The sequence below is a fragment of the Ruegeria sp. CH8 genome (assembly GCF_056536985.1).
The window spans coordinates 49,776-74,057 of record NZ_JBQFQR010000008.1 but is presented as its reverse complement, the minus strand read 5'-3'; the positions used below and the strand labels follow the sequence as shown (position 1 = coordinate 74,057).

Annotated in this window: 24 protein-coding genes; 11 read left to right on the top strand and 13 right to left on the bottom strand. The window is 56.3% G+C overall.

The genetic code is table 11. The features are described 5' to 3' along the window. Positions 1-30 precede the first annotated feature (30 nt). The 3 genes from ACR0ER_RS10975 (at position 31) to ACR0ER_RS10965 (ending at position 2,480) form a co-directional block, all read left to right on the top strand. On the top strand, positions 31-789 hold the full coding sequence (locus tag ACR0ER_RS10975; protein ID WP_480769091.1) for an SDR family NAD(P)-dependent oxidoreductase: 759 nt from the start codon (positions 31-33) through the stop codon (positions 787-789). 17 nt (positions 790-806) lie between these two features. Next, entirely contained in the window at positions 807-1,583 is a 777-nt protein-coding gene (locus ACR0ER_RS10970; RefSeq protein WP_480768953.1) for an SDR family NAD(P)-dependent oxidoreductase, read from the top strand. A 105-nt stretch (positions 1,584-1,688) separates the two neighbouring features. After that, positions 1,689-2,480 carry an inositol monophosphatase family protein gene (locus tag ACR0ER_RS10965; protein ID WP_480768952.1) on the top strand — a complete coding sequence of 264 codons (792 nt, stop codon included), beginning with the start codon at positions 1,689-1,691 and terminating at the stop codon, positions 2,478-2,480. A gap of 3 nt (positions 2,481-2,483) precedes the next feature. Here the strand turns inward: ACR0ER_RS10965 and ACR0ER_RS10960 are convergent, their stop codons facing one another. Genes ACR0ER_RS10960 through ACR0ER_RS10940 form a run of 5 tightly spaced genes read right to left on the bottom strand, consistent with a single transcriptional unit; the run spans position 2,484 to position 7,882 of the window. Further along, positions 2,484-3,050 carry a histidine phosphatase family protein gene (locus tag ACR0ER_RS10960; protein ID WP_480768951.1) on the bottom strand — a complete coding sequence of 189 codons (567 nt, stop codon included), beginning with the start codon at positions 3,048-3,050 and terminating at the stop codon, positions 2,484-2,486. Then, positions 3,051-4,121, bottom strand: a complete 1,071-nt coding sequence (locus ACR0ER_RS10955; RefSeq protein WP_480768950.1) for an ABC transporter ATP-binding protein — start codon at positions 4,119-4,121, stop codon at positions 3,051-3,053. Then, complete coding sequence (locus tag ACR0ER_RS10950) at positions 4,118-6,334, bottom strand: ABC transporter permease (RefSeq protein WP_480768949.1); 2,217 nt, start codon at positions 6,332-6,334, stop codon at positions 4,118-4,120. Before ACR0ER_RS10950 ends, ACR0ER_RS10955 begins: the two co-directional genes overlap by 4 nt. Next, entirely contained in the window at positions 6,335-7,360 is a 1,026-nt protein-coding gene (locus ACR0ER_RS10945) for an ABC transporter substrate-binding protein (protein ID WP_480768948.1), read from the bottom strand. Positions 7,361-7,417: 57 nt separating this feature from the next. Beyond that, a complete protein-coding gene (locus tag ACR0ER_RS10940) occupies positions 7,418-7,882 on the bottom strand; it encodes an NUDIX hydrolase (protein ID WP_480768947.1) in 465 nt (154 codons plus the stop codon). Between the two features lie 245 nt (positions 7,883-8,127). Between ACR0ER_RS10940 and ACR0ER_RS10935 the strand changes: the two genes are divergently transcribed. The 6 genes from ACR0ER_RS10935 to ACR0ER_RS10910 are packed head-to-tail and all read left to right on the top strand — an operon-like array spanning position 8,128 to position 13,354. Beyond that, the gene (locus ACR0ER_RS10935) at positions 8,128-8,937 is read left to right on the top strand and encodes a DeoR/GlpR family DNA-binding transcription regulator (protein WP_480768946.1); all 810 of its coding nucleotides are present in this window, start codon (positions 8,128-8,130) and stop codon (positions 8,935-8,937) included. A 58-nt stretch (positions 8,938-8,995) separates the two neighbouring features. After that, a complete protein-coding gene (gene phnD / locus ACR0ER_RS10930; RefSeq protein WP_170336878.1) occupies positions 8,996-9,970 on the top strand; it encodes a phosphate/phosphite/phosphonate ABC transporter substrate-binding protein in 975 nt (324 codons plus the stop codon). 60 nt (positions 9,971-10,030) lie between these two features. Next, entirely contained in the window at positions 10,031-10,825 is a 795-nt protein-coding gene (gene phnC, locus ACR0ER_RS10925) for a phosphonate ABC transporter ATP-binding protein (RefSeq protein ID WP_170336879.1), read from the top strand. Beyond that, complete coding sequence (gene phnE, locus ACR0ER_RS10920; RefSeq protein WP_170336881.1) at positions 10,822-11,637, top strand: phosphonate ABC transporter, permease protein PhnE; 816 nt, start codon at positions 10,822-10,824, stop codon at positions 11,635-11,637. The genes phnC and phnE (ACR0ER_RS10920) overlap by 4 nt, the downstream gene beginning before the upstream one ends. Further along, positions 11,637-12,452 (top strand): phosphonate ABC transporter, permease protein PhnE, encoded by an 816-nt coding sequence (phnE, locus tag ACR0ER_RS10915; RefSeq protein WP_480768945.1) that lies wholly within the window; start codon positions 11,637-11,639, stop codon positions 12,450-12,452. Before phnE (ACR0ER_RS10920) ends, phnE (ACR0ER_RS10915) begins: the two co-directional genes overlap by 1 nt. Then, entirely contained in the window at positions 12,416-13,354 is a 939-nt protein-coding gene (locus ACR0ER_RS10910; RefSeq protein ID WP_480768944.1) for an HAD-IIA family hydrolase, read from the top strand. The genes phnE (ACR0ER_RS10915) and ACR0ER_RS10910 overlap by 37 nt, the downstream gene beginning before the upstream one ends. A gap of 137 nt (positions 13,355-13,491) precedes the next feature. Here the strand turns inward: ACR0ER_RS10910 and ACR0ER_RS10905 are convergent, their stop codons facing one another. Beyond that, the gene (locus ACR0ER_RS10905; protein WP_480768943.1) at positions 13,492-14,184 is read right to left on the bottom strand and encodes a Crp/Fnr family transcriptional regulator; all 693 of its coding nucleotides are present in this window, start codon (positions 14,182-14,184) and stop codon (positions 13,492-13,494) included. Between the two features lie 178 nt (positions 14,185-14,362). Between ACR0ER_RS10905 and hemA the strand changes: the two genes are divergently transcribed. Beyond that, positions 14,363-15,586 (top strand): 5-aminolevulinate synthase, encoded by a 1,224-nt coding sequence (gene hemA, locus ACR0ER_RS10900; RefSeq protein WP_480768942.1) that lies wholly within the window; start codon positions 14,363-14,365, stop codon positions 15,584-15,586. A 57-nt stretch (positions 15,587-15,643) separates the two neighbouring features. Here the strand turns inward: hemA and ACR0ER_RS10895 are convergent, their stop codons facing one another. The 7 genes from ACR0ER_RS10895 to ACR0ER_RS10865 all read right to left on the bottom strand — a co-directional run bounded on the left by ACR0ER_RS10895 (position 15,644) and on the right by ACR0ER_RS10865 (position 22,343). Then, positions 15,644-15,931: a cytochrome C oxidase subunit IV family protein gene (locus ACR0ER_RS10895; RefSeq protein WP_480768941.1), complete on the bottom strand. Its 288-nt coding sequence runs from the start codon at positions 15,929-15,931 to the stop codon at positions 15,644-15,646. A gap of 5 nt (positions 15,932-15,936) precedes the next feature. Next, positions 15,937-16,485, bottom strand: coding sequence for a cytochrome c oxidase subunit 3 (locus ACR0ER_RS10890; RefSeq protein ID WP_480768940.1), 549 nt, complete (start codon positions 16,483-16,485; stop codon positions 15,937-15,939). Then, the gene (locus ACR0ER_RS10885; RefSeq protein WP_480768939.1) at positions 16,482-18,404 is read right to left on the bottom strand and encodes a nitric oxide reductase activation protein NorD; all 1,923 of its coding nucleotides are present in this window, start codon (positions 18,402-18,404) and stop codon (positions 16,482-16,484) included. Before ACR0ER_RS10885 ends, ACR0ER_RS10890 begins: the two co-directional genes overlap by 4 nt. A gap of 9 nt (positions 18,405-18,413) precedes the next feature. Then, a complete protein-coding gene (locus ACR0ER_RS10880; protein WP_480768938.1) occupies positions 18,414-19,223 on the bottom strand; it encodes an AAA family ATPase in 810 nt (269 codons plus the stop codon). A 5-nt stretch (positions 19,224-19,228) separates the two neighbouring features. After that, entirely contained in the window at positions 19,229-20,596 is a 1,368-nt protein-coding gene (locus tag ACR0ER_RS10875) for a cbb3-type cytochrome c oxidase subunit I (protein WP_475211357.1), read from the bottom strand. A 16-nt stretch (positions 20,597-20,612) separates the two neighbouring features. Continuing rightward, a complete protein-coding gene (locus ACR0ER_RS10870) occupies positions 20,613-21,062 on the bottom strand; it encodes a c-type cytochrome (RefSeq protein ID WP_170332381.1) in 450 nt (149 codons plus the stop codon). A gap of 99 nt (positions 21,063-21,161) precedes the next feature. Then, positions 21,162-22,343 carry an NnrS family protein gene (locus ACR0ER_RS10865; RefSeq protein WP_480768937.1) on the bottom strand — a complete coding sequence of 394 codons (1,182 nt, stop codon included), beginning with the start codon at positions 22,341-22,343 and terminating at the stop codon, positions 21,162-21,164. Between the two features lie 234 nt (positions 22,344-22,577). On the opposite strand from ACR0ER_RS10865, the gene ACR0ER_RS10860 reads away from it, so the two are divergent. Continuing rightward, entirely contained in the window at positions 22,578-24,254 is a 1,677-nt protein-coding gene (locus ACR0ER_RS10860; protein ID WP_170332385.1) for a cytochrome D1 domain-containing protein, read from the top strand. Positions 24,255-24,282 lie beyond the last annotated feature (28 nt).

Genomic DNA, 24,282 nt, shown 5'->3' with positions numbered 1-24,282 from the left:
GTAAAGCTAAGGAAAAAACAAACTGACAAGATCTCGCTTGCGGGGCGCATAGCCTTTGTGACCGGGGCGGGATCTGGTATCGGAAAAGCAAGCGCCATGTCCATGGCCGACTGCGGAGCGCATGTTGTCGCAACCGATCTTGTCGGTGAACTGGCCGAGGCCACCGCTCAAGCGATATCAGAGAACGGTGGGAGCGCCGAATGTATTACTCTGGACATGACGGATGACACCGCCGTGGTCGACGCACTTGGTAGAACAATCAAGAAGTTTGGCCGACTGGACATACTGCATTCACACGCGGGCATTCAGGTTGAGGGTACGCTGGAACAGGTGAGCCCCGAAGGCATGGATGAAAGCTGGCGGTTGAACGTAAGGTCGCATTTCGTGGCGGCGCGAACGGTGGTTGGGCAAATGCGTTCCCAGGGCGGCGGCAGCGTCATCATCACGTCGTCCAATTCAGGTGTGCAGTACGACCGAGAAATGATTGCTTATGCCACCACGAAGCACGCAGTTGTGGCTATGGTACGCCAGATGGCTGCGGACTATGCCAAGGACAATGTCCGGTTCAATGCACTTTGCCCCGGTTGGGTCGATACGCCGTTCAATGCTGGCTTTGAAACCCAGATGGGCGGTCGGACCGCGCTGGAAAGCTATATCGCCAATAGCATTCCCATGGGGCGGTGGGCGCAATCCGGCGAAATCGCCGATGCGGTCGTGTTTTTGGCCTCGGACATGTCAACCTTCATGACCGGTCATGCGCTTGTGATCGACGGTGGCGAGTGTATCTGACAAGGAGGTAGGGTTTGATGACTAGGCACGCCAGATTGGAAGGAAAGACCGCCGTTATCACCGGTGGAGCATCAGGGATGGGGCTTGCAACGGCGCTGTTGTTCGCACAAGAAGGGGCGGCTGTTTCGATCTTTGATATCAACGATGAAGAAGGACAGAAAACGGTTCAGATGATCCGCGATCAGGGCGGCAAAGCCAGTTACTTCCACTGCGACGTCACCAAAGCCGATGACATCGATGCCGCCTTTGAAGCCAGCGTGGCAGAGTTTGGCTCTTATGATGTGCTGTTCAACCATGCAGGCTCGATCATGGTAAAATCACTGCATGAGACATCAGAAGAAGAATACGACTGGTTGATGGATCTGAATGTGAAATCAGCCTTTCTTGTGTGCAAACGCGCCGTCAAAGAGATGGCAGACAATGGCGGTGGTTCGATAATCATCACTTCGTCGATCGCGGCCGAGTTAGGTTATGCGCTGGAGTCCGTTTACTGCATGTCCAAAGCCGCCGTCCTGCAATTATCCCGCACGATCTCCACCGAGTATCGCGACGCCGGAATACGCTGCAATGCGATCTGTCCTGGATTTGTTGAAACGGCCCATGGGCTGAAGGAAATTGCCGAACTCGACGCCGCTGGTCAGGCATGGGAGGACAGCGGAATGGCTGCAACACAAGGGCGAATTTGCTACCCGGAAGAAGTGGCCAGGACCGTGGTCTTTCTTGCATCAGATGACGCAAGTTTCATCAATGGAACTGCTACCTATGTTGATAACGGCTGGCACGCGAAGGGTTAAACGAATAGTTTTGTGTGCGGCCCGTGAACGGTAGTTGAAGAACATTCCGCGTTCGCTAGGCCTAGAATGTTGTTGGGCAACTCTCCAACCGAAAAAGGAGCACCTATGTCTCGACTTTCAGAACGAAGAGACTTTGCCTCCGAAGTCTGTAAGGAAGCTGGGCTACTTGCCAAAATGTTCTTTACCGATCGGGTCAATCTTGTCGTTGACCAAAAAGGCGCTCAAGACTGGGTTAGCGAGGCGGACAGGAATGTCGAGACTTTCATTCGTCAAAGGATCGCGGAGGCGTGGCCCAAAGATGGCGTATACGGTGAAGAGCATGGCGCGGTAGCGGGAGAGAGTGGCTTTGATTGGGTTATTGATCCAATTGATGGGACCACGAATTTCGTGAACGGTATTCCTGCATGGACCATTGTTCTGGCTGGTGTCACTGAGGGCCAAACGGAGATTGGTGTGATCCACGATCCAAACGTGGATGAAACTTTTGTAGCAACTCGCGGAGAAGCTGCGACACTGAATGGATCACCGATAAGCGTCGCGTCAGGAGTGCCGTTGCACGACGGAACAGTGGCCGTAGGATACTCGAACCGGATTGAGAGCCGTCATGTCTTACCTGTTATCAAGGATCTGATTGAGCACGGGGCGATGTTTCACAGAAACGCCAGCGGAGCGCTTTCATTGGCTTACGTCGCTGCCGGACGCCTTCTGGGTTACGTGGAGGAGCACATGAATGCATGGGATTGTCTGGCTGGGCAATTGCTGGTCTCGGAAGCGGGTGGCGTTGTTGAGGATCAGAACGCCGATGCGATGATCCGAGACGGCGGGCGCGTGATCGTGGGGACACCAGATGTGTTCGAGACGTTGCGTGAGATCGCAGAGAATGCTTGGAACGCTTAACGTCTATGCCAATGAGACCCTACGTGATCTAGGCTTGAGCGTAGCTAAATCAGCCTGCCAGAAATGGCCTTGTGAGGGTTGGTCGTGCTTGCGGTCTATCGAACAATTCGAGAGTGCGCACCAAAGCAATGTGCCCACTGCTCCATGCGTCACGATTGCAAGATCCCCGGCATCACGCGACTGGGTAATCTCAGTGACTGTCCGAGGAATGCGTATCTGTGCTTCGATCGCTAGTTCCCAACCGCGATAGCTACTTTCCAGCTGAGCAAAGAAAGCATCGGCCGTGGCTTCGAAGTCTTTCAGTGGCAAGTAACCGGTTGCGCAGCGGTCGTTCTCACCAAGACCCAAGTTGCAATTCACGGGTAGCGTTCGTGGTGCAGAAAGAATCTCACCTGTTTCGCGGGCCTTCCGCTCGCCACTGGTCCATATCTGCGTGACGTCGGACAGGATTCCACTGCATCCAAATTCAGTAGCGCGCTTACGACCCACAGCATTCAAGCCCCATTCAGTTATCGGGACGGCCGGATCGATGGAGACCTCGGGGTCTGTGACGATAATGAGTTTCGGCATTTAATCCGGCAAAAGAACGGGCCCTTTGTCAGCAAAACCCATTCTGATTTCGGTGCCGGGATCAAGCGGCGCATCGACGTCATCGTGTACGGCAAAAACCTGACCGAATGCACCGATCAGCGTGTATTCCATCCGAACGCCAACATAGGTCGCCTTGGCCACCTTGGCTGGTATGCCTTGGTCTGAGCCGATAACCAGACGTGAGGGTCGCACTGCAATGGTTGCGTTTCCTTCGGACAAACCGCGACGTGGCAGCGTGTGGCGGTAGCCTTCGATTTCTATCGTTGCCACGTCGCCATTGATATCGACGATTTGGCAATCCAAAAGGTTTGCCTCACCTATGAAATCGGCGACAAAACGGTCGTTCGGCGCATCGTAAAGCTGGCGTGGTGTGCCGATTTGGGCGATCGCTGCGTTGCGCATGACGACAATCTCATCCGAAACTGCCAGTGCTTCCTCCTGATCGTGGGTCACGTAAACAACTGTCAAACCAAGATCTTGCTGGATTGCCCGAATATCCTCTCGCACCTGACGGCGAAGCTTGGCATCGAGGTTGGACAGCGGCTCGTCGAACAGCAGAACCTGAGGCTCAAGAACCAGCGCGCGGGCGACGGCAACACGTTGTTGTTGGCCCCCTGACAGTTCAGAGGGAAGACGGTTGTTGAACCCCTGAAGACCGACCAGTTCCAATCCATACATAGCGCGGCTGCGGGCTTCATCCTTTGCAAAGCCCGAGAATGTGAGGCCATACATCACGTTTTCCAGCACGCTCATGTGAGGGAAAAGCGCGTATGACTGGAACACCATGGATACGTCACGGTCGGTAGCGGGCAATTTGGTCACGTCCCGATCACCAATTAGGATCTTGCCCGAGCTTGCCATTTCCAACCCGGCAATCATGCGCAGAGTCGTTGTTTTTCCGCAGCCTGACGGACCAAGCAGTGTGACGAGTTTTCCTGCCTCGACATGCAGGTTGATGTTGTCGACGGCGACGACGTCCTTGCCGAATATTTTCGACACGTTCTCAAAGCGTACCGGGGCGGCCTTGGAACCGATTTTGGTGTCGGTCATCGCGATGTCTCCGTTCCGTGTTGCGTGCGTCGTCCAATCTGGACCCGACCAACGAGTAGTTGCAGTAAACCGACCGCCGCGAGCATCACAAAGATCAGCGTCGTCGAATAGGCGATTGCAAGGCCATAGTCGTTATTCTCGACCCGACCGATAATGTAGCTGGTCGCCATGTCATACTCTGCGCTGACCAGAAAGATGACAGCCGAGATCGCCGTCATTGCACGGACAAAACTGTAAACAAGCGCAGCAAGTATCGCAGGGCGCAACAGCGGCAGGATAACGTTTCGGAACGTCTGCCACGAGTTTGCACCAAGTGTCAGCGAGGATTCATCAAGGCTGCGGTCAAGCTGCGACATGCTCGCGATCCCCGCACGAACGCCAACCGGCATATTACGGAAGATGAAGCTGACAACGAGAATGACACCAGTACCCGTGATTTCAATTGGCGGAACGTTGAAGGCTAGGATGTAGCTGACGCCTATCACTGTTCCGGGGATAGCGAAGGACAACATTGTTCCAAATTCGAAAGCGTTCTTGCCTGCAAAACTTTGCCTGGTCAGCAGATAAGCGGTCACCAGACCAACGGCGGCGGTCAACGGGGCAGCAATGGCCGCGATGGTTATGGTGGTCCAGAAACTGTCCCAAGCGGCTCCGGTCCAGCGAATGCTATCTTCTTCGAAACGTACGGAGAATGCGGTGATATAGTGTTTGATAGTCAGCGAGTTATCGACACCCCACAACTCGACGACACTGCCGTAAATGATCATCGCATAAACAACAATTGTGAACAGCGCCCAGCCCAGAGCGATGAGTAGTACCGGAACTGAAAGGCCAGTTGGCATCAGAGGATGAACGCCGGCATCCCCTTTGCCGGTGACGGTTGTGTAGCTTTTCTTCCCCAGCCAGACACGCTGCGCATAAAAGGCGGAAAGAGTAAAGAACAGCAGCACCATGGCCAGAACCGCGGCCCTGCCCTGATCGTATTGAGCGCCAACGATGGCGAAGAATATCTCGGTCGAAAGCACGTCGAAATTCCCGCCCAATACAAGCGGGTTACCGAAGTCTGCCATGCTTTCGATGAAGCCCAGAAGAAATGCGTTCGCAAGACCAGGCCGCATCAGGGGCAATGAAACCGTCTTGAATGTCTGCCATCTGCTGGCGCGGAGCGTTTGGGCTGCTTCTTCCATCGACGGAGAGACGCCTTCAACTACACCTATCAGAACAAGAAACGCAATTGGCGTGAACGCGAGTGTCTGCGCGATCAGGATGCCAGGCATTCCGTAAAGCCAGCGTGTCGGCTGCGTTCCGAACAATTCGGCAAAGAACCGGGTGACCGACCCAGAAAGGCCAAAAAGCAAGATCAGCGCCAGGCCGATCACGAATGGCGGGGTGATTATCGGCAGAACGGTCAGAGCCCGCAGCGCGCGTTTATGGCGAAAGCCTGAGCGCGTCACGACCAGTGCAAAGCAAAGACCCAGGACTGTAGTGATGACACCAACGAGAATGGCAAGGAACAGTGAATTCCAGGCGGCGCCACAACGCGCTCCCTGAAAACATCCCAGACCCCAAAGTCGATCATCGAAAAACTTCGAGAAGAATACCGCGATGGAGTACGCGCCGTCTTCGGTGATGAAGGCAGCAAAAAGCATCTTTGCGATAGGAAAAAAGACAAAAGCGGTGACAATTGTAATAACGCCACCGATGGCGCTTACGACAAAGACGTCACCGTTAATGGCACCCCTTGCCGCGATCCCCTGAGTAAGCAGGAACAGAAAACTTGAGGCACATATCATCGCGCCGTAGCCCATTCCGAATTGACGGTCGCCGAGTTCGCCAAACATCGCCTCCAACCAATTGAAGTTGAAGCCTCTGATGCCAATGCTGAACCCCTGAGCGATCAGCCAGCCGAAGCCAAGCGCCCCTGACAGGATCAGTATTCTGGCGTAAAGTGGATCAGATTTGGGGCGCTTCAACACCAATAGCGGCAGGGCGAGTGCGATCAGGAGCGGAGCGAGCCAAAGTTTTTCACCTTGTCCAATCAGAAACGCAGCGGGGGCATAATCCTCATCGAATGGGTAGCCGCCCAAAAGCCACTCGAACGACCAAAGGCCACCGTCGACCATATACCAAGGCAACAGGCAGAATCCGACCCACCCGGCCGTGATCCAGAAGATCAGGACCGGATGGGTCGTTTTTGAAGTCCGGTCAGTCATTTACTGCGGCAGAGTCGAAACCTCTTCGTCCCATTTCTGCAACAGACGCTTCCGTTCGTCTGAGGAACCATACTTTTTGAAGTCATAGTCAATCAGCTTGATCTGACTCATATCTGGCGCGCTATCCGAAGTTTCCGCGCTCTTATTCGAAGGTACCTGAAACGCGTTGACCTGAAGAGCAAGGTTCTGGGCTTCGGGTGACAGTGCCCAGTCATAGAACTTTTTCGCTTCTTCTTCGTTGCGGGCTCCTTCAATAATCGACATCGAGCCAATTTCGTATCCTGTGCCCTCGCACGGTGCGACGACCTTAATCGGGAATCCTGAAACGGCCTGCTTCACAGCGTCATGCATGAAGACGATACCAATGGTGTTCTCACCACGACCGGCGGCCTTGATCGGCGCAGAACCAGACTTGGTATATTGGTTGATGTTCGAATGCAGACCTTTCATGAACTCAAAGCCTTCATCTTCGCCAAAGATCTGCACCATCGACGCAAGCGTGGTATATGCCGTACCTGATGAGTTCGGGTTCGCCATCTGAACGTGGCCCTTGTATTCGGGCTTCAGCAGGTCTTTCCAGCAAGCTGGTTCGGGCAGGTTATTGGCAGCAACAAGATCGGCGTTGTAGCCATAGCCGAGTGCGCCTGAATAGATGCCGATCGTCTTGTTGCCCGCGCTTTCCGCTTGGGATATCGCCCAATCATGAAGCTGGTCGCGCATTGGCGAAATGTATTCCATCGTCAGGCCCTCTTCGGCGGCCTGCAAATGCGGATCACCCGTACCGCCCCACCAAACGTCTCCCTTCGGATTCGAGCTTTCGGCGCGGATTTGTGCAAAAGTTTCACCTGACGACTTCCGGGTCATGTTGACGTCGATGCCCGTCGCATCTTCAAAGCTTCGCGCCATGAGTTGGCACCAGTCTTCCTGTGCCGAACAATAGAATGTCAACTTATCGGCGTGTGCCGCAGACAGTGACGCAGCCAGGGCAATCACCGATCCAACCGCAGTGGATGTCAATTTCCTCATTTTTTCCTCCCTTTGAGCTAAATGCGACCGGGTTCCCCGGTTCTTTCATGCCCTTCCTCATGCAGCCTTTCGAAGTTTCTCTATGACAATTCTGACTTCTGGATCGTCTGTTAGATTATTCAGCAAATCTGACAGGTCTCTCTCTTGAACCAATTTTGCGGCCTTTGCCGGTGAGAACCAATGACGCGTTCGTTCACCTTCTTCCTTCCAATGTCGCTTCAACTTTTCGACGACCAGAGGATAAAGGGTAACGCGGCAGCGCACGCTGCTTCGCCTCTCGTATCGTTTATCATAGAAAAAATGACCGATGGGCCGTTTCGATATGGTGCCGACTGCGCCTGCTTCTTCTTGAGCTTCTATTTCTGCGGCGTGCCATGGTTTTTTGCCGTCCATTAGCCATCCTTTTGGGATAACCCACCGGCCGGTATCCCGCGAAGTGACCATAAGAACGCGCAACTTGCCAGTCTTGTCCCAGCGCATCGGAAGCGCCGCAATCTGATCTGCCGTTTCGCTGTCGCCCATGCCGCCCCTCAATGCCACACGATCAAAAACCAAAAGGAAGCTGTCTTATTGGCAAGTCGGCCAGTTAACGCTTTGCCTTGGCTCGTATTCTAAATTTGATCAACCTGTGCATCTTCGCTTTGCGCTTCGCAGTTACTTGTATTCGATCGAATTCTCACAACCTTCTGAGGGTTATGCAACAAAAAACATTGCATTATGACCGAAAGACCACAAAAGTAGGTTTCGAAGCCTAGTCGGGTCGTCGGATGTCCAAAACAAAAACGCGCGGCAAAATGTCTGAAAAGAGCCAGAGCCGGGTAAAGAAGTCCGACCGGCGCCAACAGATATTGTTGGAGCTGAAGCTGCGCCCGCACGTTCGCATCAACGAACTGGCACAGCGGTTCAACGTCTCCAACGAGACGGTACGTAGAGATTTCGATGCTCTGTCGAATGACGGCTTGATAGCGCGGGCACACGGGGGGGCGTCAGCTGCTGCGCAAGGGCACTATCCAGGTTTGGATGAACGAACAAACGCTCAGGTAGAGGAACGCGAACGGATAGGTGCCATTGCAGCAGAACTGATCCAGAGCGGTGAAACGGTTATGATCGATTCTGGCTCGACCACAATCGAAATGGCACGTGCACTTGCTTATATTGGCACCCCTTGCACGGTAATAACCAATTCCATTCCCGTAGCTATGACCCTTGGCCATGGGGCTGCTCAAGTCCTGTTATGCCCAGGGGAATACTTGGCAACTGAGTCTGCAACTATCGGAACCGAGACGCTGGAATTTCTGTCCCGTTTCAACGTCGACAGGTGCATGATCGGTTCCTCTGGTTTCTCGACGGATGGTCCTTCAGAAACAGTGCGGGGCTTTGCGGCAGTAAAGAGGGTGATGCTGACGCGTGCCGAGAAACGGCACCTTCTTGTTGATTCCGGGAAATTCGGTCGGAAGGGCTTGTCTCAAGTAGGAGGCCTTAACGACTTGGATTCCATAGTCACCGACAAAAAACCAACAGGAGAATTGCGTAACGCTATTGAGGGCGCCGAGGTCGACGTTCTCGTCGCCAGGTAGACACAGAATGATTGATTAACAGCGGACAAAAAACACCGCACATGACTGGGAGGAAAACATGAAGATCGATATCAAACTATTGCTTGGGGCCTCTGCAATCGCACTCATGTCGATGAGTGGAATAGCGTCGGCGCAGGATTGTCCACGCGGTGACTTGGACGAGCGTTTTTGTGATGCCGACGGTGATTTGATCGCGGATATCCCCACAGATCCTTCCGAGCAAATAGATCCAGACACCTTGATCTTTGCTTATACGCCGGTTGAAGACCCCGCCGTATACAAAACCGCGTGGTCTGATTTTCTGGACCATTTGAAAGCAGAAACGGGCAAGGACGTTGTCTTCTTTCCTGTTCAAAACAACGCAGCCCAGATCGAGGCGATGCGCTCAGGACGTCTGCATATTGCGGGATTCAACACCGGATCCAACCCACTTGCGGTAAACTGCGCTGGGTTCCGTCCGTTCACAATCATGGCTTCGAAGGACGGTAATTTTGGTTACGAGATGGAAATCATCACTTATCCGGGCTCGGGTATCGAAAAGGTTGAAGACATCAAGGGAAAGCAACTGGCTTTTACATCACCCACATCCAACTCGGGATTCAAAGCGCCCTCAGCGATCCTGAAGAGCGACTTTGATCTTCAGCCCGAACGCGATTTCGAACCTGTCTACTCGGGCAAGCACGACAACTCGATCCTAGGTGTCGCCAACAAGGACTACCTAGCGGCTTCGATCGCGAACTCCGTTAAATCCCGGATGATCTCGCGCGATGTGATCAAGGAAGATGATGTCGTTACGATCTACAAGTCGCAGACCTTCCCGACCACAGGGTTTGGGACCGTTTACAACTTGACACCCGAGTTGCAGGAGAAAATCCGCAATGCGTTTTTCAATTTCGACTGGGAAGGCACGACACTGGAGGCGGAGTTCTCAAAGTCGAACGAAGGCCAATTCCTCGAGATGACCTATCAGGAATTCTGGGACGTCATTCGTAAAATTGACGCGGCAAATGGCGTCTCTTACGCCTGCCAGTAACCTTTGGCTCATCCGGCGGGCCTGAAAGGGCCTGCTGTTCACCCTAATCTGGGGCATTTCATGCTGCGTCTTCAAAAGCTGACAAAAACATACAAGACCGGAGATCAGGCGCTGAAGGCGATTGATCTTGAGGTTCCAAAAGGACAGGTTCTTGCGTTGATTGGGCCCTCGGGCGCGGGCAAATCGACCATGATCCGTTGCGTAAACCGCTTAGTCGAACCCACAAGCGGCGGCGTCCTTCTGGATGACGTAGACGTGACCAAACTCGGCTCGGGTGCGCTGCGGAAAGCACGCCGCGAAATGGGTATGATCTTTCAGGAATATGCTTTGGTCGAACGCCTCACGGTGATGGAAAACGTATTGTCCGGCAGGCTAGGCTATGTGGGGTTCTGGCGCAGTTTCCTGCGGCGGTATCCGCAGTCGGATGTGGACGAAGCCTTCCGACTACTCGATCGGGTGGGGCTGTTGCACATGGCAGATAAACGGGCGGATGAACTATCGGGTGGTCAACGCCAAAGGGTGGGCATCTGCCGCGCCTTGATTCAAAACCCGAAACTGTTGCTGGTTGATGAGCCAACTGCGTCGCTGGACCCAAAGACCAGCCGTCAGATAATGCGGCTAATCACCGAGTTATGTCAGGAACGCGGATTGGCAGCCATTATCAATATCCATGATGTGGCACTCGCTCAGATGTTTGTTCCCCGCGTCGTGGGACTCCGCTTTGGCGAAATCGTGTATGATGGGCTTCCCACCGGCCTTACCCCTGAGAAGCTGACCGAGATCTATGGGGAAGAAGACTGGGAAGCAACCATCGAAAAAGTGGACGAAGATGAAGATGTCGAGGCTGCAGAATGAGCCATCGAGAGTTAGACGACATGCTGGGAAAAGGCTGGCGTAAGCCTGCCTTTGTTAAAAACCCATTGCTCCGCTGGGCATTGCTTCTTGGCTTTTTCGCCTACCTGATCGCAGCCTTTATGACCATCGAAGTTGATTGGGGGCGGGTCTATGAAGGGCTAGACCGGGGATGGGCGTTTGTACTTGCGTTTACCAGCCCAGACTTTCTTTCGCGGTGGACCGATATATGGAGCGGCCTTGTGGAGAGTATAGTAATGACTGTCGCCGCGTCGGTCGTTGGTATTTTGATTTCTATTCCGATTGGACTAGGGGCGGCACGCAATATCGCCCCATTGCCAATCTACATTATTTGCCGAGGCATTGTCGCGATAAGTAGGGCGTTACAGGAGATCATTGTCGCCATTTTGTTAGTGGCTATTTTCGGTTTTGGTCCGCTGGCCGGATTTCTGACGCTATCCTTCGCCACCATCGGATTTCTCTCGAAACTGCTGGCCGAAGATATCGAAGCCATGGACAAGGTTCAGGCCGAGGCGATTAAGGCGTCTGGAGCACGTTGGCCGCAATGGATCAACTATGGAGTTCAGCCGCAAGTGATGCCGCGACTTGTGGGCCTTTCCATGTATCGGATCGACATCAACTTCCGAGAAAGCGCGATCCTCGGGCTCGTGGGGGCTGGTGGAATTGGTGCGACTTTGAACACTGCATTCGACCGATATGAATACGACACTGCGGCAGCCATTCTCATTCTTATCATCGGCATCGTGATGGCTCTTGAATACCTTTCGGGGATTATTAGAGCGAGGGTTCAGTAATGCCGATACTTGAACGCGACGAGGCGCAAATCTGGCGCCGCCGGACAACGGGTCAGAGCTTGGTTCGTTGGTTCGGCTGGTTGCTGGGCGTGGCGATCTTTGTTTACTGCTGGCAGCTGATCTCGGAATCCACCACTTGGTTTTTCGTCTGGGACGCACCCCGTATCGCCAATGATATTTGGACCCGGGCAACGCCTCCTAAATGGGAGTACATCACCCAACTGGGTCGCCCGATTTGGGACACGCTAAATATCGCCACTTTGGGTACAATCATCGCCCTGTGTATGGCAGTGCCCGTCGCCTTTTTGGCTGCCCGCAACACCACGCCGTCCGCTCTGTTCATCCGGCCGATTGCACTATTGGTCATTGTCTCGACCCGCTCCATTAACTCGTTGATCTGGGCGCTTCTTCTGATCGCGATTATTGGTCCCGGAGTGTTCGCCGGTGTAATAGCAATCGCCATTCGTTCAATCGGGTTTTGCGCAAAGCTTCTTTACGAAGCGATTGAGGAAATTGATCACACGCAGGTCGAAGCAATCACGGCAACCGGCGCTTCACGCTGGCAGGTCATGGCTTATGGGATCGTACCGCAAATCCTACCCGCGTTTGCAGGCATTGCTGTTTTCCGTTGGGATATCAACATCCGCGAATCCACGGTGCTCGGGCTGGTTGGAGCCGGAGGTATCGGGTTGCAATTGTCGGCTTCGCTCAACGTACTGGCTTGGCCGCAAGTCAGCCTGATCCTGATTGTAATTCTGGTCGCGGTTATGATCAGCGAATGGGTTTCGGCGAAAGTACGAGGAGCCATCATTTGACCGGGTTCTCTGCGCAAGAGGCTTTTGACGCCTACGAGGCTGTACGACATCGCCTTCCGCAAACCAGATCTTCTGAAGTGAGCTATCGCCGGGCGGACACGCTGGAGGACATAGCTCACGAGTTTGACGTGTTCCTCCTCGATGCCTTCGGGGTTCTCAATATTGGTGATACGGCAATCCCAGATACACCAGATCGGGTCAGGTCGCTGAAAGCCGCCGGCAAACGTGTTCTGGTTGTGTCGAATGCCGCTGGGTTTCCCCACACAACTCTCATAGAGAAATACAATAGGCTTGGTTACAGCTTCGTGCCACAAGACGTGATCACCAGTCGGGCCACATTGTTGTCTGAACTAGACGGCCAAAGTGAGTTGCATTGGGGATTGATGGCAACTCCCAGTGCCGGCCTCCGCGATCTTGAGGGGCTGAAACTATCCTATCTGGAGGATGACCCGAAGCCCTACGAAACCGTCGACGGTTTTTTGATGATCGGGTCAGCGGTTTGGAATGAAACGCGACAAGCCATGTTGGAGGCCGCTTTGCTAGAGCGTCCCCGTCCGGTATTGGTCGGCAATCCTGACATTGTCGCTCCACGCGAGTACGGTTTCTCCAAGGAGCCCGGTCTTTATGCGCACCGGCTAGCAGACCGGACAGGCGTCACCCCTCAGTTCTTTGGAAAACCTTTCACCAACATCTATGATCTTGCATTCAATCGTCTGGGGCACATCGACAAGTCCCGGGTTCTGATGGTTGGCGACAGCCTGCACACCGACATTCTAGGTGCACGAAATGCAGGCATAGCTTCCGCGCTCATCTCTGGATTCGGTTTCTTCGCAGGGCATGATGTTGAAGCAGCGATCATGAGGGCAGGGATAGTACCGAACTTTGTTGTAAACCGGCCTTGATATTAGGGCGTTCCGCTTGGATACGGCTTTCTGTTAACTCGAATGTCGGGTGATCCTGCGTTGCGAAAGGGTGTTGTTGGCCGTGCCAAGGTGTCAAAGTCGTGCCGCACCAGACCCGAAACGCTGAACTGGGACGATCACTTGTCCGACGGATCGCTTTCGGCATAGTCCCGCAGACGTTCAACGTCGGCAATCTCGGCGTGGTTGCGGTTGATCTTCACACCAACAGTCTTGAGGCGCGAAAAGGCGCGGCTCAGGCTTTCCGGTTTCATCCCCAGACGCCCTGCAATCAGCATCTTGTCATAGGGCAGTTCCACGTCGCAGGCATCGGCTTCTGCATCGCACAGGTTCAGCAGAAATTCAGCCACCCGCTGCGCGCCGGTCTGGGCCTTGAGTTGTTCCAGCTGTGCCACCAGAGAATGCAGATGGGTAAAGGTCGAAGCCAAAATAGATACGCCGATCTCAGGGTCTTCTTTCATCAGCGACAGCAGAAGCGGGCTGGGGATATGCATAATCTCGCAGGGTGACACAGCTTCGGCAGAGACGGGGTATGGGACATTCCTCAGCGCAACGGCCTCGCCAAAGCTTTCACCACGGGTAAAGACGCTGACCACGGCCTCGGCCCCTGTCGGCGACATACGGAAAAGCTTGACCCAGCCGGCCAGCACGACGTGAACGGCTTTGGCCTCTTCTTCCTGCAGGAAGATCGTTTCGCCGCGATCATAGCTGCGCCAGATTGCGTGGCTGAGCAACGTATTGATATGCTGATCCGGCAAGCTCTTGAGCAGGAGCGATTGCCGCGCGATTGCTTTTTGCGCTTCGTGAGCCAAGAAGGTTCCCCTTTTCCCTAGTCGATCTTCTGACCGGTACATCCTTCAAGCTCAGGCTATGCCAAAGCTGCGTCCAGCGCACCAGTCTTTTCCCGGGTCAACTTGACAATTGTCATGTTGCAGCGGCCTCAACGCGCATAACGTCACTCCAAAGCCAGTATTCCGGGGAGCCAGAAAGATGGACTACGAGCGATTTTTCAGCCAGAGCCTCGATAGTTTGCGGGAAGAAGGAAACTATCGCGTCTTCATCGACCTGCAACGTCGCTGTGGGTCTTTCCCGAACGCCCGCCAAACTGATGGTCAGGTTCAGCGGGATGTACGAATCTGGTGTTCGAATGACTATTTGGGCATGGGGCAGCATCCTTCCGTAATCTCAGCCATGCACGATGCGCTGGATCGCTGCGGCGCAGGTGCCGGGGGCACACGGAACATATCAGGTACCACTCACGATCACGTGCTGCTCGAGGCCGAACTGGCCGATCTGCACGGAAAAGAAGCCGCCCTTCTTTTCACATCCGGATATGTTTCAAACTGGGCCGCCCTCGGTACTCTTGCATCTAAAATTCCCGGGCTGATCGTGTTTTCAGATGCCTTGAACCACGCCTCGATGATCGAAGGCATCCGCCACTCACGCGCTCAGAAGGTCATCTGGAAACACAACGATCTTGAGGATCTTGAGGCGAAACTGGCCGCCGCTGACCCCGATGCTCCGAAGAAGATCGCATTTGAGTCGGTTTATTCCATGGACGGCGACATCGCCCCCATCAAGGAGATTTGCGACCTAGCCGACAAATACGGTGCCATGACCTACCTGGACGAGGTCCACGCCGTTGGTCTCTATGGTCCGCGCGGTGGCGGCATCGCCGAACGCGAAGGCCTTATGGATCGCCTGACCGTGATCGAAGGGACCTTGGGCAAAGCCTTCGGAGTGGTCGGAGGCTATATCGCCGCTTCGGCCGCGCTGTGTGATTTTGTGCGCAGCTTTGCCAGCGGGTTCATCTTTACCACTGCCCTGCCCCCGTCAATCGCGGCCGGAGCTGCGGCCTCGATCCGGCACCTGAAAGAGTCAAACGCTGAACGTGATCTGCAAAAGGCCCGCGTGGCGCAGGTGCGTGCCCGTCTGGACGCCGAGGGCATTCCACATCTGCCTAACCCCAGCCATATCATCCCGGTGATGGTCGGCGATCCGGTGAAGTGCAAGTTCATCTCGGACACGCTGCTTGAAGAATTCGGCATCTACATCCAGCCGATCAACTATCCCACCGTTCCAAAAGGAACCGAACGTCTGCGGATCACGCCGTCTCCGGTTCACACTGATGCCGATATCGACCATCTGGTCAATGCGCTGTCGGCCCTTTGGCAACGATGCCAGATTGCGCGGATGCCGATGGCCGCCCAGTAACTCAAAGCGCCCCTTAGCTTGGAAAACTGCCGTCCGCACAGGGCGGCTTTTTTTCTTTCAGACTAGGTAGAGGCCGAAGATCACCACCGCGAACCCGGTCAGCACCATGGTGAAGCCACGCAGCCAGGACGGGCTGTGGGCAAGGTCCAGATATTTCGCAAGGATTATGCGGGATTTGGCCAATGCGAGGATCAGAATCCCGCCGCCCAAGAGCTTCGGTGCTATTGGCATCATGGTCAGTAAGGCGGATGCGACGCTGAGCGCCAGCAGGGCAAGCCAGGCGCATGTGATTGGGCTGGGAAGCCTCCGGCGGGAGTATTTGGAAAAAGATGAAGAAACGGGCATCGCTTTCATCCCAGCAGGTAGATCACGGGAAACAGCACGATCCAGACCAGATCGACCATATGCCAGAACTGGGCACCTGCTTCGATATTGCGGGGTTCATCCCGCCAGGAAACCAGCAGCAAGATACCGACCCCGGCCAGCACATGTGCGGCGTGAAAGCCGGTCAACAGGTAATAGAACAGAAAGAAGGGATGCGTTTCGAAACTGATCCCCTGCGCCGCTTTGTCGGCGTATTCCGTGCCTTTGATGATCAGGAACACCACGCCCAGCAGGGCCGCCCCGATCAGGGCCAGACGCGCCGCCCCGCGCCGGGCGGCTTGTCGCCAGTGCAGGGCCTGCGCGGCCAGATAGCCGGATGTGACAAGAACGGCGGTGTTGAACGCCGCGCCCGTGCGGTGCAAATACGACTGCGCCTCGGCAAAGCCCGCCGGGTCGGTCAGCCGCACACCCATGAAGGCGATCATCCCGGCGCCGAAGACCAGCAACTCCGAGATTATCAGAACCCACATCAGCAACTCGCCCGGAAGCTCGTCGATCAGAGAGGTATCGCTCATGCGCCGACCAGTTGGCGATAGATCTGCGGCAGCGCCATCGTCAGGCGGTGCGGGTCGGGGATAACGGCGAACCCGCCCTGCCCGAACATGCGCGGGAACCAGCTTTTGCCGGTTTTGTCGATGGTGACACCAAAGACCGACTGCCCGGCCCGACGGGCTTCGAGGACAGCTTGCCGCGTGTCTTCGATGCCGTGACGGCCTTCGTAGTGATCCAGATCGTTCGGCTTGCCGTCGGTGATAACCAGCAGCAGGCGGCGTTTGCGGGATTGCTTGGCCAGATCGGCGGAGCAATGGCGGATCGCCGCCCCCAACCGTGTGTAATGCCCCGGCCGCAACGAGGCGATGCGCTGCTCGACCGTTAGGCCCATAGGCTCATCAAACCGCTTGCAGCGCTGCACATAGACCCGCTGACGTTTCAGCGAACTGAAGGCGTGGATGGCAAAATCGTCACCGCAGGCGTTCAGGCCCCAGGCGAGCGCGGCCAGCGCCTCGCGTTCGATGTCGATCACGGCGCGGCCCGTGACGGCGCTTTCGGTGGAGCGGCTGACATCCAGCACGATAGACACCGCCAGGTCACGGGCCACAGGGCGGGATTGCATCCAAACGCGTTCATTGCCTTCGCCGCTGGCCATCCGGTCGGTTTCGGCCCGTACGGCGGCTTCGATATCCAGCTGATCTCCATCCAGATGGCCGCGCGTCATCACACGGCCGGGGCGCAGGGCCTCGAACTGGCGTTTGACGGCGCGGATACGGCGGGCGGTGGCGGGGTCCTTGCCAAACTCGGCGGCGTCTTCGCGGATATCGGCATCCGACAGCAGTACGTTCACGTGGTCCGGCAGATACTGCCCGGTGCGAACATCCCATTCCGGATAGAGGATACGACCAGACAAACGCTCGCGGTTCACATCCTCGGGCGCAAGGTCCAGATGCAGTTTCAGCTTGGTTGGCGGCGCTTTGGATATCTGACCCAACCCAATCTCTTCCTGATCATCCGCAGCCTTTTTGGCGTTGTCAGGATCATCGTCGTCAATCCGGCGGTTGATATTCAAAAACTCAGCCCAGCTGAGGATCGCTTCGAACTTGTGCAGGATAAAACTGTCGCTGCGCTCGGCCTGATCGGACTTGCGGCGACGGGCGCGGTGGGTCTTTTCACCGGATTCTTCGGGGTCGCCTTCGGTTTCCGGGTTTTCAACCTCGGTATGTTCAGAAAAGCCAACGGCGCGCAACTCAGGCCACAGGGGCACCGGGCGGAACGACTGATAACCACGCGGAGCCGCGACCTCGGTGTCCATCTCCAGAAACGCCTTGGCGCGGTCCGACAACGGATCGGGATCACCCAGCATATGACGGACAATACCTTCCACCGCTGCCTCTGCCGGCGGCAGATCGGGAACACTGCGCTGGTACAGCAGCCCCTTGCACAGCTCAACGTACAACGGACGCAGACCCGGGGCATCTTCCAGCGTAGCCTCGACCATCGCCCGCGCCGCAATCAGCGCATGCAGATCAGCACGCAGCGGGTCATCTTCGTCGATTCGGGTTCCGGCATGCGCTGCCGCCGCAGCCAGCCAGACATAAAGCGCGCCGTTTGCTTCGCGCGCGGGAAAAACGGCCAACCGATCCGGCAGGCGCAATACCTCGCCATCGAACGAGGCGCGCGGCATCAGCTCGACCTCGGTTGCCAACTTGCGACGCCAGCTCAGGCGGTGGCGTGAAACCTCGGGCGAGACCGGGCGCAATTCAACGCCCGGACTACCCCCAAGCCCCCTAAAGAGGACTGCCAACCGCCCCGCGACCTCTGAGAGGCCGACCGCGGCTCCAACATGCACCTCAGGTGCATCGAGGCGGCTGGCAAGGGTGTGCCACAGTTTCCCGATCGTTTCTTCGGGTTCCCATGGCTCAAAATCGATCCTGACCATCGGCGGGCCTCACCCAAAGACAGCCGTGACAAGATCGAGGAGCCCGCGTTTGATATCCTCATCATCAGTCAGAGGTTCGATCATTGCGGCAAGGATGGCGCGATCGGTCGACATGCCCTGTGCGATCAGTGTCGCGGCATAGACAACCAGACGGGTGGAAACGCCTTCCTCAAGATCCTGACCCTTGAGCCCGCGCAGCTTGTTCGCCAACCGGATCAACGGCTTGCAACGCTCCAGCGCCAGTCCGCTTTCTTGGGCGACAACCTCGGCTTCCATCTCGGGCGACGGGAAGTCGAATTCCAATGAGATAAAGCGTTGCCGGGTCGAGGGTTTCAGGGTTTTCAGGATATTCTGGTATCCGGGGTTGTACGAGGCGACCAGCATGAAACCGGGGGCGGCCTCAAGCTCTTCGCCGGTGCGGTCGATCGGCAGGATGCGCCGGTCGTCGGTCAGCGGGTGCAGCACGACGGTCACGTCCTTGCGGGCCTCGACCACCTCATCGAGATAGCAGATCGCGCCTTCGCGGACCGCGCGGGTCAGTGGGCCGTCCACCCAGACGGTCTCGCCGCCTTTGAGCAGATAGCGTCCGATCAGATCAGCAGCGGCCAGATCATCATGGCAGGCCACGGTATAAAGCGGGCGACCAAGGCGTGCGGCCATGTGAGCCACAAAGCGGGTCTTGCCGCAGCCTGTCGGCCCTTTCAGCAGAACCGGCAGGTCGTTGTTATAGGCGGCGGTGAACACATCGCATTCATCGCTCTGGGGCAGGTAGAAGGGGGCGTTTGCCGCCCCCTCATTCAGTTTCATGGAGCCATCCATATCCATCACTCCGCAGGGGTTTCGGCGGCGCCGGATTCAATGACCTCTTTCCGGGGAACCCAGATCGAGTAGATGAACAGCAGCGCGCCAAGGACAACGACGACACCCGAACCAAGACGCATCCAGTAGAAGATCGCTATCTGGTCCTGTACGTCCATGAAGTAGTCACCGACAACACGTTGCATGTGCGTTTGCACGGTTCCGCCGAAGGTCAGCACGAAGGTCATGAACACCATGCCGCTGGTCATCAGCCAGAAGGAACCCATGTTCAGCACCTGATTGTACGGATCACGGTTTTTCAGGATCGGCATCGCATAGCTGAAGATCGCCAGGTTGAGGCAGACATAGGCACCGTAGAAGGCCAGGTGACCGTGCGCCGCGGTAATCTGCGTGCCGTGGGTATAGTAGTTCACCCCGTGCAGCGTGTGCAGGAAGCCCCAGACACCGGCACCAAAGAAGGCAAGCGTGGCACAGCCCAGCGACCACAGCAACGCGGCCTTGTTGGGGTGGTCACGACGGCCTTTCCAGACCATGACGAAGGCAAAGGCCATCATTGCGAAGAACGGGATCACTTCGAGGCTCGAGAAGATCGAACCGATCCACTGCCAGTACGCAGGCGTACCGATCCAGTAATAGTGGTGGCCCGTACCAAGGATACCCGAGAACAGCGCGGCGGCGACGATGACATAGAGCCATTTTTCGACGATCTCACGGTCCACACCTGTCAGCTTCAGCATCAGGTAGGCCAGGATCGAGGCCATGATCAGTTCCCACACGCCTTCAACCCACAGGTGGACGACATACCACCAGTATTGTTTATCCAGGGCCAGGTTGCCGGGGTTGTAGAAGGCAAACAGGAACAGTAGCGCCAGACCCCACAGCCCCAACAGAAGGATGTTGGTGATGGCGGTCTTCTTGCCCTTCAGAACGGTCATCGACACGTTGTAAAGGAAGATCAGCGCGGCCACGACGATGCCCGCCTTGACCCATTTGGGCTGTTCAAGGAACTCGCGCCCCTCTTTACCCAGCAGCCAGTTGCCTTCGAACAGGTTGAAGACATAGGTCACAACCACGCCCAATGTGCCGACCACAAGAATGATCAGCTGCAGATAGGCCAGCTTGGTCGAGTGGATCTCGCGTTCGGCCTCTTCCGGGATCAGGAAGTAGGCGGCGCCGAAGAAGCCCAGGATCAGCCAGACAATCAGAGAGTTGGTATGAAGCATCCGCACGATGTTGAACGGCAGAAGCTCACTCAGAAAGTTTGGGAATACATAGATCAGACCGGCCAGCAGGCCGCCGATCACCTGGATCGCAAACAGGGCCATTGCCACCGCAAAGTAGGCATAGGCGATTTTTTGGGATTCGTATTTCATTGCTCCGTTCCCTTTCTCAGCCTGCCTCGTTGGGCGGCCAGCCCTGAGCGTCGATATTGTCCGTCCAGATCAAGAAGTTGGTCAGGTCTCGGAGTTCTTCGTCGCTGAGGTTGAATTGTGGCATCTGCCGACGACCGGGAATGCCGGTCGGCTGCGCCTCCATCCAGCCTTTAAGGGACTCAAAGGCCGATTCCGGATCGTCGAGGACGCCCCAGCGGGTCATTACATTCGCGACTTCGGGCGCAAAGTAGGCACCTTCACCCATGATCGTATGACAGTTGATACAGGCGTGTTTTTCCCAGACATGTTTGCCACGAACCACACTTTCATCGAGTTTTGCCGAATTCTCGGAATTCACGATATACCAGTGGGAATGGGCCGACAGGGCCAGGAAGATGAGGATAAAGAACAGTGACCCGCCATAAAATATGTTGCGGGCCATGCTCTTGGTCATGACTTCTCGCATTGCGCTCTCCTTTGCGCAGATTAGCTAGTCTGAACACAATGGCGGTTGGGCCATGGGGTCTCCTTAACGAAAGTCAAGGCTGGCAGAAGTAAATGGAATTCATCCTGCCCGTGCCGCGCGAGGACCCGTCAAAGCGGGCCACATCGCTATGAGGTAAAGAGCAAAGGCGCACACCCACAGGCCATCGGACAGCAGCATCGCCACCACATAGCCCGCGTTCAGTTCGGCGCCGACCCAGCGCGACAGCGCGGCTACGGCCATCAGCCCATAGGCAACCACCATGGGCGCAGGCGCGATCAGCGCGCGACCACTGTGACCCAGCGCAGCGCGGCTCATGACCGCCAGGGTCATGCCACCGACGCAGCCAATGCCCAGAACGTGCAGGGCGGCGACTTCATTGCCCAGGCCCAGCACCGACAGGCCCCAGAGAATCAGCCCCAGCGCCAGCATCCAAAGCCCAAGATGCAGCGCCAGCAGAATCGGCTGCCGCGCCGCCCAGCGCGCGCGCCAGCGGACCATGCGCAATACCTGCACCACGCCCAAAACCAGCGCCGCCACCCCGGCCACCGGCCCGGCACTAAACACCAATGCAGTCAGCGGCAGAACCAGAGCCAGAATCATGCCTGCCTTATCCAAGGCAGCGACCGACACCGGCCAGTCCGCCTCGGGCACGCCCTCGCGTTTCATCGCATTGCGAGTAAAGGCCGGCGTGATGCGTCCACCCAGAATGGCGATCATCGCACAAAGACTCAGCAGCCCAGCGCGCAGCCCGGTTTGCAACGTGTCCGCCGTGATCCTCATCCATTCCAGATGAGTCAGCAGATCCGCGACCCAGATCAAGCTGAGCAACAGCAGAAAAATCATGTTCTGCGGTTTCGGGCGGCGGATCAGTTGCGTCAGGATTTTAGCCGCCAAAACAGGCACAAAGGTCAGATCGACTACCGCAACGAATACCGGTGGCAACATCCCTGAAAACCACATGGCCATCCGCCCCGCCAGCCACAACCCGGCGGCCAGAGTGATAAAGCGTGCCCGTGCCTCGGGCGCGCCGGTCCAGTTGGGCACGGCCGTCAGAAAGAACCCGCCCAGCGCGGCAGTGGCATAGCCGAAAATCATCTCATGCGCGTGCCACATCGGTGGCGTCATGCCATAATCCGGCGCCATGTAAGGCACCGCCAGCCATAGCCCCCAGACCAGGCCAACAAACAGGCCGTAGAGGCCAGCGGACAGAAAGAAAACACGGAAACCCTCACCAAGAACACGGGTGACGATTGCGGGCATGGCTGCTCTCCTAGACGGTTTTCCAAGTCGTAGCAGCGCAACTGGGCCGGCGACTTAACCAAAATCAAAACGGCGAAAAACATGCCCCTAAGACTCAGATTTTTCCGAGGTTTTTTTGGCATTTTTTCCAGTTGCCCACCCGAATTGCATCCCTTGCGTTGACTTTCGTCAAGGAACACCCACGCGCGATATCTCAACCTTGGACCTGCCTCACCACGCAAATGGAGAGTGATCATGTCACTTGGAATCAGCTACAACAAAACTGGCCGCGCCTTTGGGGTCGGTTTGGCGATGCTGCTGGGCAGCGTCGCTGCACCAGCCTTCGCCGAAGAGCCAACCCTCAGCGAGGAAGCGTTTGAATCATCCAAACAGCTTTATTTTGAACAATGCGCAGGCTGTCACGGCGTTCTGCGTAAAGGTGCCACCGGTAAGAACCTTGAACCGCACTGGAAAAACACTGCGGCCGACGGCACCGTAACCGAAGGCGGCACCCTTGCACTTGGGCAGGAACGCCTTGAAAAGATCATCGCCTGGGGTACCGAAGGCGGTATGAACAACTTCTCGGACATTATGACCGAGCAGGAAATCAAAGACATGGCGACTTACATCATGATGGAGCCGCCGAAACCGCCAGAAATGTCGCTGGAACAGATGATGGCGACCCGCAAGGTTTATGTCGAAGAAGCCGACTACCCGACCGAGCCGCTGCACGGACGCAACTGGGAGAACTTCTTTGTCGTCATCGAACGTGACGTAGGCAAGGTGGCCGTGATCGACGGCGACACCAAAGAAGTGCTGGCGCACATCCCGACGGGATATGCGGTACACGTTCTGAAAGCGTCCGAGCACCATAAACTGGAAGAGCCGGAAAACCCGGGCCGCTTCTGGTACACCATGGGCCGCGACGGCAAGATGACCAAAATCGACCTGTGGCAAAACCCCGAGAACATGCTCGTGGCCGAGGTCAAGATTGCCTATGACGCCCGCGACGTTGCCGTGTCCGGCGACGGGAAATACGTCATCGGTGGCGGTTACTGGCCGCCGCACTTTGCAATCGTCGATGCCCAGACCATGGAGCCGGTCAAAGTCGTGTCCACACGCGGTGTGAACGTCGACGGGGACTATGTGGAAGAAGCCCGCGTGGCCGCCATCTACACAACCCCGAACGAACCGACATGGATCGTTGCGGTCAAAGAACTCGGCCAGCTGTGGCAGGTCGACTATACCGATCTGGACAATCTGCGGATCGACAAGATCGACAGCGCCAAGTTCCTGCATGACGGGTTCTTTGACCCGACCGGCCGGTACTTCCAGATCGCCGCAAACGCGTCGAACAAAATGGTCGTTGTCGACACCGAGACTCACAAGCTTGAGGCTTTGATCGACACTGCTGCCCTGCCGCACCCCGGCCCGGGCGCAAACTGGATCGACCCGAACTGTGGTCCTGTGGCCGGTACAACTCACCTTGGTGTGGGCACCGTGACGGTCTGGGGCAACGACCCGGAAGGTCACCCGGATCAAGCGTGGAAAGTCTGCTACGAGACCGAAACCGACGGTCCCGGCCTGTTTGTACGGACCCACCCGAACTCAGACTACATCTGGGCAGACCAGACCAAGCACCCCGAGCCTGAAATTCAGCAATCGGTGCAGGTCATCTCGAAAGAGACCGGCGAGATCGTGAAAACCATCCAGATCACCGAAGACGAAGGCAGCGCTGCCGTTCACTTCGAGTTCAACGCGGATGGCACCGAGGTCTGGGTCTCCAAATGGAACCTGTCGGACTCGAAAGAACCCAACGGTCAGATCGTGATCTTCGACGCCAAGACGCTGGAAGAAATCGGTCGCATCGACGGGCTGTTTGCCCCGACCGGCAAGTTCAACGTCTACAACCGTTCGAACCACGTCACGTGACGGGTTCATAACCGACACCGGAAAGGGC

What these genes read in the sequence shown, in the direction of transcription:
- ACR0ER_RS10970 (WP_480768953.1), top strand. Translation starts at nt 807, where the DNA reads ATGACTAGGCACGCCAGATTGGAAGGAAAGACCGCCGTTATCACCGGT.
- ACR0ER_RS10965 (WP_480768952.1), top strand. Translation starts at nt 1,689, where the DNA reads ATGTCTCGACTTTCAGAACGAAGAGACTTTGCCTCCGAAGTCTGTAAG.
- ACR0ER_RS10960 (WP_480768951.1), bottom strand. Translation starts at nt 3,050, where the DNA reads ATGCCGAAACTCATTATCGTCACAGACCCCGAGGTCTCCATCGATCCG.
- ACR0ER_RS10955 (WP_480768950.1), bottom strand. Translation starts at nt 4,121, where the DNA reads ATGACCGACACCAAAATCGGTTCCAAGGCCGCCCCGGTACGCTTTGAG.
- ACR0ER_RS10950 (WP_480768949.1), bottom strand. Translation starts at nt 6,334, where the DNA reads ATGACTGACCGGACTTCAAAAACGACCCATCCGGTCCTGATCTTCTGG.
- ACR0ER_RS10945 (WP_480768948.1), bottom strand. Translation starts at nt 7,360, where the DNA reads ATGAGGAAATTGACATCCACTGCGGTTGGATCGGTGATTGCCCTGGCT.
- ACR0ER_RS10940 (WP_480768947.1), bottom strand. Translation starts at nt 7,882, where the DNA reads ATGGGCGACAGCGAAACGGCAGATCAGATTGCGGCGCTTCCGATGCGC.
- ACR0ER_RS10935 (WP_480768946.1), top strand. Translation starts at nt 8,128, where the DNA reads ATGTCCAAAACAAAAACGCGCGGCAAAATGTCTGAAAAGAGCCAGAGC.
- phnD (WP_170336878.1), top strand. Translation starts at nt 8,996, where the DNA reads ATGAAGATCGATATCAAACTATTGCTTGGGGCCTCTGCAATCGCACTC.
- phnC (WP_170336879.1), top strand. Translation starts at nt 10,031, where the DNA reads ATGCTGCGTCTTCAAAAGCTGACAAAAACATACAAGACCGGAGATCAG.
- phnE (WP_170336881.1), top strand. Translation starts at nt 10,822, where the DNA reads ATGAGCCATCGAGAGTTAGACGACATGCTGGGAAAAGGCTGGCGTAAG.
- phnE (WP_480768945.1), top strand. Translation starts at nt 11,637, where the DNA reads ATGCCGATACTTGAACGCGACGAGGCGCAAATCTGGCGCCGCCGGACA.
- ACR0ER_RS10910 (WP_480768944.1), top strand. Translation starts at nt 12,416, where the DNA reads ATGGGTTTCGGCGAAAGTACGAGGAGCCATCATTTGACCGGGTTCTCT.
- hemA (WP_480768942.1), top strand. Translation starts at nt 14,363, where the DNA reads ATGGACTACGAGCGATTTTTCAGCCAGAGCCTCGATAGTTTGCGGGAA.
- ACR0ER_RS10895 (WP_480768941.1), bottom strand. Translation starts at nt 15,931, where the DNA reads ATGCCCGTTTCTTCATCTTTTTCCAAATACTCCCGCCGGAGGCTTCCC.
- ACR0ER_RS10890 (WP_480768940.1), bottom strand. Translation starts at nt 16,485, where the DNA reads ATGAGCGATACCTCTCTGATCGACGAGCTTCCGGGCGAGTTGCTGATG.
- ACR0ER_RS10885 (WP_480768939.1), bottom strand. Translation starts at nt 18,404, where the DNA reads ATGGTCAGGATCGATTTTGAGCCATGGGAACCCGAAGAAACGATCGGG.
- ACR0ER_RS10880 (WP_480768938.1), bottom strand. Translation starts at nt 19,223, where the DNA reads ATGGATGGCTCCATGAAACTGAATGAGGGGGCGGCAAACGCCCCCTTC.
- ACR0ER_RS10875 (WP_475211357.1), bottom strand. Translation starts at nt 20,596, where the DNA reads ATGAAATACGAATCCCAAAAAATCGCCTATGCCTACTTTGCGGTGGCA.
- ACR0ER_RS10870 (WP_170332381.1), bottom strand. Translation starts at nt 21,062, where the DNA reads ATGCGAGAAGTCATGACCAAGAGCATGGCCCGCAACATATTTTATGGC.
- ACR0ER_RS10865 (WP_480768937.1), bottom strand. Translation starts at nt 22,343, where the DNA reads ATGCCCGCAATCGTCACCCGTGTTCTTGGTGAGGGTTTCCGTGTTTTC.
- ACR0ER_RS10860 (WP_170332385.1), top strand. Translation starts at nt 22,578, where the DNA reads ATGTCACTTGGAATCAGCTACAACAAAACTGGCCGCGCCTTTGGGGTC.